Source organism: Achromobacter maghribensis (assembly GCF_057334215.1).
The window spans coordinates 1-5,752 of record NZ_JBHFII010000032.1; the positions used below are offsets into that span (position 1 = coordinate 1).

Annotated in this window: 6 protein-coding genes; 4 read left to right on the plus strand and 2 right to left on the minus strand. The window is 65.8% G+C overall.

Annotated features, from left to right (window positions below):
- Positions 1–77: 77 nt before the first annotated feature.
- Together glpK and ACE039_RS13365 are read right to left on the minus strand one after the other, a co-directional pair.
- The gene (gene glpK, locus ACE039_RS13360) at positions 78–1,613 is read right to left on the minus strand and encodes a glycerol kinase GlpK (RefSeq protein ID WP_485822582.1); all 1,536 of its coding nucleotides are present in this window, start codon (positions 1,611–1,613) and stop codon (positions 78–80) included.
- Positions 1,600–3,054: a DHA2 family efflux MFS transporter permease subunit gene (locus tag ACE039_RS13365; RefSeq protein ID WP_485822583.1), complete on the minus strand. Its 1,455-nt coding sequence runs from the start codon at positions 3,052–3,054 to the stop codon at positions 1,600–1,602. The genes glpK and ACE039_RS13365 overlap by 14 nt, the downstream gene beginning before the upstream one ends.
- Before the next feature lie 98 nt (positions 3,055–3,152).
- On the opposite strand from ACE039_RS13365, the gene ACE039_RS13370 reads away from it, so the two are divergent.
- From ACE039_RS13370 to ACE039_RS13385, 4 genes are all read left to right on the plus strand, one after another.
- Positions 3,153–3,341, plus strand: a complete 189-nt coding sequence (locus ACE039_RS13370) for a DUF3460 family protein (protein WP_050447026.1) — start codon at positions 3,153–3,155, stop codon at positions 3,339–3,341.
- A gap of 16 nt (positions 3,342–3,357) precedes the next feature.
- The gene (locus tag ACE039_RS13375; RefSeq protein ID WP_416032001.1) at positions 3,358–4,248 is read left to right on the plus strand and encodes a segregation and condensation protein A; all 891 of its coding nucleotides are present in this window, start codon (positions 3,358–3,360) and stop codon (positions 4,246–4,248) included.
- A 36-nt stretch (positions 4,249–4,284) separates the two neighbouring features.
- On the plus strand, positions 4,285–5,139 hold the full coding sequence (gene panC, locus ACE039_RS13380; RefSeq protein ID WP_310035641.1) for a pantoate--beta-alanine ligase: 855 nt from the start codon (positions 4,285–4,287) through the stop codon (positions 5,137–5,139).
- A 126-nt stretch (positions 5,140–5,265) separates the two neighbouring features.
- On the plus strand, positions 5,266–5,646 hold the full coding sequence (locus tag ACE039_RS13385) for a response regulator transcription factor (protein ID WP_485822584.1): 381 nt from the start codon (positions 5,266–5,268) through the stop codon (positions 5,644–5,646).
- Positions 5,647–5,752: the final 106 nt, after the last annotated feature.

A 5,752-nucleotide genomic window follows, 5' to 3' on the forward strand; every position in this document is an offset into this window, starting at 1 on the left:
CCTGACCCCGGCGGCGAGCGTCCCACGAAGATCCACGCCAACCGCCACCACATCCCTCAAGCAGTTGCCATAACGACCTACTTAGCCGCCCCAGCCGCCCCAGCCGCCCACCCTTTAGACAATTCCACCGCCTGTCTCCACCTCCCCATTCGAGCTTCTCGGACCGACTCCGGCCAGCCCGGCTCGAACGTTCGTTCTGCCTGCCACTTCGAAGCGAACTCGTCCAGCCCGGACCAGAATCCCACTGCCAGTCCTGCCAGGCCCGCTGCGCCAAGCGCCGTCGACTCCGGGACTCTGGGCCGCACCACCGGCACGCCCAGCAGGTCGGCCTGCATTTGCATCAGCAGGTCGTTGCGGGCGGCGCCGCCGTCGACGCGCAGTTCGGTCAGCGCGATGCCGCTGTCGCCGTTCATGCACGTCAGCAGCTCCGCGCTTTGCAGCGCGATCGATTCCAGCGTCGCGCGGGCGATGTGGGCGCGCGTGGTGCCGCGGGTCAGGCCCACCAGCGTGCCGCGGGCGTAGGGGTCCCAATGCGGCGCGCCCAGGCCGGCGAACGCCGGCACCATGAAGACGTCGTCCGTATCCGACACGCTGGCCGCCAGCGACTCGATTTCTTCCGAACGCTGAATGATGCCCAGGCCGTCACGCAGCCATTGCACCGCCGCGCCCGCCACGAACACGCCGCCCTCCAGCATGTAAGTGGGCGTCCAGTTGTCGGCGCCGGACGCGGGCAAGCCCCAGCCCACCGTCGACAGCAGATGGTTTTTTGACTGCACGGGCTTGTCGCCCACGTTCATCAGCATGAAGCAGCCGGTGCCGTAGGTATTTTTCGCCATGCCCGGCGTGAAGCAGGCCTGGCCGAAAGTGGCGGCCTGCTGGTCGCCTGCCACACCCGCGATCGGGATCGAACCGCCCAGCCATTCCGGCAACGCGCGGCCCACCACCGCGCTGCTGGGCGCGATCTGCGGCAGCACGCTGCGGGGGATTTTCAGCAACGCCAGGATCTCATCGTTCCAATCTTGCGTGTGCAGATCGAACAGCATCGTGCGCGATGCGTTGCTCGGGTCCGTGCTGTGCACCGCGCCGCCCGTCAGTTGCCAGATCAGCCAGCTGTCCACCGTGCCGAATGCCAGCTCGCCGCGGTCGGCCATCCGGCGCGCCTCCGGCACGTGGTCCAGCAGCCAGGCCAACTTGGTGCCCGAGAAATAGGCGTCCAGCACCAGACCGGTTCGCGATTGCAGGAAATCGGCGTGGCCGTCGCGGCGCAACTGGTCGCACATCGGCGCGGTGCGCCGGTCCTGCCAGACGATGGCGCGGGCCAGCGGACGGCCCGTGGCGCGTTCCCAGATCAGCGTGGTTTCGCGCTGGTTGGTGATGCCGATGGCGGCCACGTCGGCCGCCGTCGCGGCGGCGTTGCGCAGCGCTTCGCGCGCGACGTCCAGCTGGGTGTGCCAGATCTCGCTGGCGTCGTGCTCGACCCAGCCCGGGCGCGGATAGTGCTGGCGGAATTCACGCTGGCCCACGCCGCGCACCACGCCCTCGCGGTCGAATACGATGGCGCGGGAGCTGGTCGTGCCCTGGTCCAGGGCTAGGACAAATTCATTCGTCGTCACTTTGTTTGGCGCCGTTCAGGTGTGCCCCGGCCTGTGGCTCAAGGCGTCTAAAGGAGAAGGTCGAGGCCATGCACATCAGGCCGATGACGATGAAGCCGGCAACGACATCGCCGACCGCAAGCGTCTCGGCGCCGCGCAGGGCCATGCTGACGTTCAGCGTGACTGCGGCCACCCCCACGCCCAGGCTGATACCCAACTGCTGCGCCATTGCTGCGAAACTGCTGGCGCGGCTCATTTTGGCCGGGGGAATGTCGGCATAGGTTAGCGTATTTACCCCGGTGAATTGCAAGGACCGGAAGAAGCCGCCGACCAGCAGAATGGCGATCATCAGCCAGACCGGCGTGGAGGGGGTGAAGGTGGCGCACACCATGATGAACACACCGGTCAGCAGCGCGTTCACGGTCAACACGCGGCGGAAGCCGAAATGGCGGACGATGGGCGTGGCCACGAACTTCATCAGCAAGGCGCCCGCCGCGCTGGCGAAGGTGATCAGGCCGGCGGAAAACGGCGACAGCCCGAAACCCACTTGCAGCAGCATGGCCAACAGGAATGGCGTGGCGCCCACGGCGAAGCGGCACAGGTTGCCGCCCAGGGTGGAAATGGCAAACGTCGGGATCCGCATCAGCGACAGGTCGATGATGGGGTGCTCAATGCGCCGGGCGTGCCAGGCATACAGGAAACCGCAGGCGGCGCCCACCGCGATCATGCCCAGCAGCATCGGCAGCGGCATCACGTCGCGGCCAATGGCCTCGAAGCCGCTGACCAGCGCGGCCAGGCAGACGGCGCTAAGCAGAAAGCCCAGCCAGTCCAGGCGCGGGGCGGTTTCTTCCTTGATTTCGGTGACATAGCGCAGCACCAGCGCGATCCCCAGGACGCCGATCGGGATGTTGATCAGGAAAATCCAGTGCCAGGACATATAGGTGACCATGAAACCGCCCAACGGCGGTCCGATCACCGGTCCCAGCAGCGCCGGGATGGACAGGAAGGACATGGCTTTCAGCAAATCCTGCTTGGGCACGGTCCGCAGCAGGATGATCCGGCCCACCGGCACCATCATCGCGCCCGCCATCCCCTGGATGATCCGGGCCGCGACCAGCTGGGGCAGGTCCTGCGAGAGCGCACAGGCGACGGAACTGAGGGTGAACAGCCCGATGGCGGCCACGAACACCCGGCGGGCGCCGTAGCGGTCGGCCGCCCAGCCGCTGACCGGCACGAAGACGGCCACGGACAGCAAGTAGGACGTAATGGCCACGTTCAGCCGGACGGGCGTGGATCCCAGGGCCCGGGCCATGGCCGGCAGGGCGGTGGCCACGACGGTGGCGTCCAGCATCTGCATGAACAGCGCACAGCCCACGATGAAGGGGATCATGCGCGCCGCGCGCAACGCGTCCGGGGTCGAAGGCGGAGCGGGGTTGGCGGCTGCTGCGGATTCTGCTGACATGGCAAGAGGGGACGTTGGGTGCCTGACGATTGTAACGCCGGGGGTTCGCCCGGCGTGAAGTAAACTCCTGGGATCCGAAACCCACTGAAATTGGTGTCATGGCGACCAACTACGAATCCGAGATCACCCTTTTCCTGAAAGACTTCAAGCAGTCGCACCCTGGCACCGAAGAGCGCCAGCGTGAAGGCCGCGCCCGTCTTTGGGATAAACCGCAGGACTCGGAACTGCTGGAAGGCTTCCGCGCGGCCCGCGTGCCGCAAAAACCCTACGTGTATTCGGCAGACTGATCCCGTTGCGGCAGACATGTCCCAAAACCCTTCCGTCCCGGGCGAGGCGCTGGCCAAGCTAGTGGAGCCGCCCGTGGACAGCACGCCCGATACCGTCGATAGCGTGGCGTTCGCACGCCTGTACGGCGAGCCGCTGTTCCAGATGCCGACGGATCTGTACATTCCGCCGGACGCGCTGGAAGTGTTCCTCGAGGCGTTCGAAGGGCCGCTGGACCTGCTGCTATACCTGATCCGCAAGCAGAACTTCAATGTGCTGGACATCCCGATGGCGGATGTCACGCGGCAATACCTGTCATATGTGGACCAGATCCGCATCACCAACCTGGAGCTGGCCGCTGAGTACCTGCTGATGGCGGCCATGCTGATCGAGATCAAGTCGCGCATGCTGCTGCCGGTCAGGAAGACCGACACCGGCGAAGAGCCCGAAGATCCGCGCGCCGAACTCGTCCGCCGCCTGCTCGAATACGAACAGATGAAGCTGGCCGCCCAGAAGCTGGACAAGCTGCCGCAACTGGGCCGCGACTTCGTCAGCAGCCAGGCCGTGGCCGACCTCAGCGTCGAACGCATGATGCCCGAAGTCAGCGTGGACGACCTGCGCCAGGCCTGGGCCGACATCATGAAGCGGGCCAAGCTGAATCAGCATCACCACATCACGCGCGAACAGCTGTCCGTGCGCGATCACATGACGCACATCCTGCGGCGCCTGAACGATGTGCGCTTTATGGAATTCGGCGACCTTTTCATGGAGCGCGTCCGCGAAGGCGCGCCCGCGGCGGTGGTCGTCGTGCATTTCATCGCCATGCTTGAGCTGGCCCGCGAATCCCTGCTGGAAATCACGCAGGCGGAGCCCTATGCTCCCATTTACGTGCGCCTGGCCTACACCAGCGTGGCGGCGGTCGCGGCCTGATCCTGACCGGGCTGCCCCCAACCCCGGAGAGTCCCCTTGAAAGTCGTCCATACCATCCAGGAATTGCGCGATCACCTGCGCGGCCAGAACCGCGTGTCGTTTGTGCCCACGATGGGCAATCTGCATGAAGGCCACCTGTCCTTGATGAAACTGGCGCGCCAGCACGGCGACCCCGTGGTGGCCAGCATCTTCGTGAACCGGCTGCAATTCGGCCCCAACGAAGACTTCGACCAGTATCCGCGCACGCTGGCGGCCGACATTGAAAAACTGGAGCAGGCGCGCGATGTTTACGTGCTGTTCGCGCCCAATGAACGCGAGATGTACCCCGAGCCGCAGAACTACCGCGTGCAGCCGCCCGACGATCTGGGCGACATCCTGGAAGGCGAATTCCGGCCCGGTTTCTTCGAGGGCGTCAGCACGGTGGTCCTGAAGCTGTTTTCATGCGTGCAGCCGCGCGTGGCCGTGTTCGGCAAGAAGGACTATCAGCAGCTGATGGTGGTTCGCAACATGTGCCGCCAGTTCCAGCTGCCGGTGGAAGTGCTGGCGCACGAAACGGTGCGTGCCGATGATGGCCTGGCGCTGTCGTCGCGCAACCGCTACCTGACCGAAGGCGAACGCGCCGAGGCCCCGGCGCTGTATGCCGAACTGCAGCGCATCGGCCAGCGGCTGGCCGAAGGCGAGCGCGACGCGCTGGCCCTGGAACGCGATGCCGCCGACCGCCTTGCCCTGCGCGGCTGGAAGGTCGACTACGTGGCGTTGCGCCGTCAGCAAGATTTGAAGCGCCCCGAGGCCGCCGACCTGCAGGCTGGCGTTCCCGTGGTGGCCCTGGCCGCTGCCAAGCTGGGCGCCACCCGCTTGATCGATAACCTGGAACTGACCTACACGGTCTGAGCGTTCCATGCAGGCAGGGGCGCGCGGATACCGCGTCGTCCCGACCCCTGACAGATTTGCCAGCTTTCGCCGCCTGTGGCGGCCGGGCAGACTTGATGTAATCCTACATTGCAAAAAGAGTCGCCCATGCAAGCTCCCCGTCCCGATTTCGAAGCGGTGCTTTCCGCGCTGACACCCCGCGAACGGCAGATCGTCGGTTATGTGGCGGCCGGCCGCCCCAACAAGGTCATTGCCATTGATCTGGGGATTTCACTGCGCACCGCCGAAGCCCATCGTGCCCGCATCTTCGAAAAGCTCGATGCCCGCAATGCCATGCAGCTTGCCTGCCAGCTATGCGCCCACGGGCGCACGGGGGCGTCTCCCATCCTGAATGCCGTGCCGGCTTGCGGCAAACCGTCAGCCCACGCGGGCCCGCCATGGACGCCGCAGCATGTGCTGCATGCGCCTGCGCCGCCCGCCTACGGATCGTGCCCGGCCGGCAAGCCGCCTGATCCTGATTCCGGATGAGGTTTCAGCGAAGGAACCCCTTCGGCAGTGATGTTCGGTGGCGGCCCTGCAGTCACGACCCTGCAGTCACTACCCTGCAGTCACTACCCTTCAACGACGCCGGGGG

What these genes read in the sequence shown, in the direction of transcription:
- ACE039_RS13365 (WP_485822583.1), bottom strand. Translation starts at nt 3,054, where the DNA reads ATGTCAGCAGAATCCGCAGCAGCCGCCAACCCCGCTCCGCCTTCGACC.
- ACE039_RS13370 (WP_050447026.1), top strand. Translation starts at nt 3,153, where the DNA reads ATGGCGACCAACTACGAATCCGAGATCACCCTTTTCCTGAAAGACTTC.
- ACE039_RS13385 (WP_485822584.1), top strand. Translation starts at nt 5,266, where the DNA reads ATGCAAGCTCCCCGTCCCGATTTCGAAGCGGTGCTTTCCGCGCTGACA.
- ACE039_RS13375 (WP_416032001.1), top strand. Translation starts at nt 3,358, where the DNA reads ATGTCCCAAAACCCTTCCGTCCCGGGCGAGGCGCTGGCCAAGCTAGTG.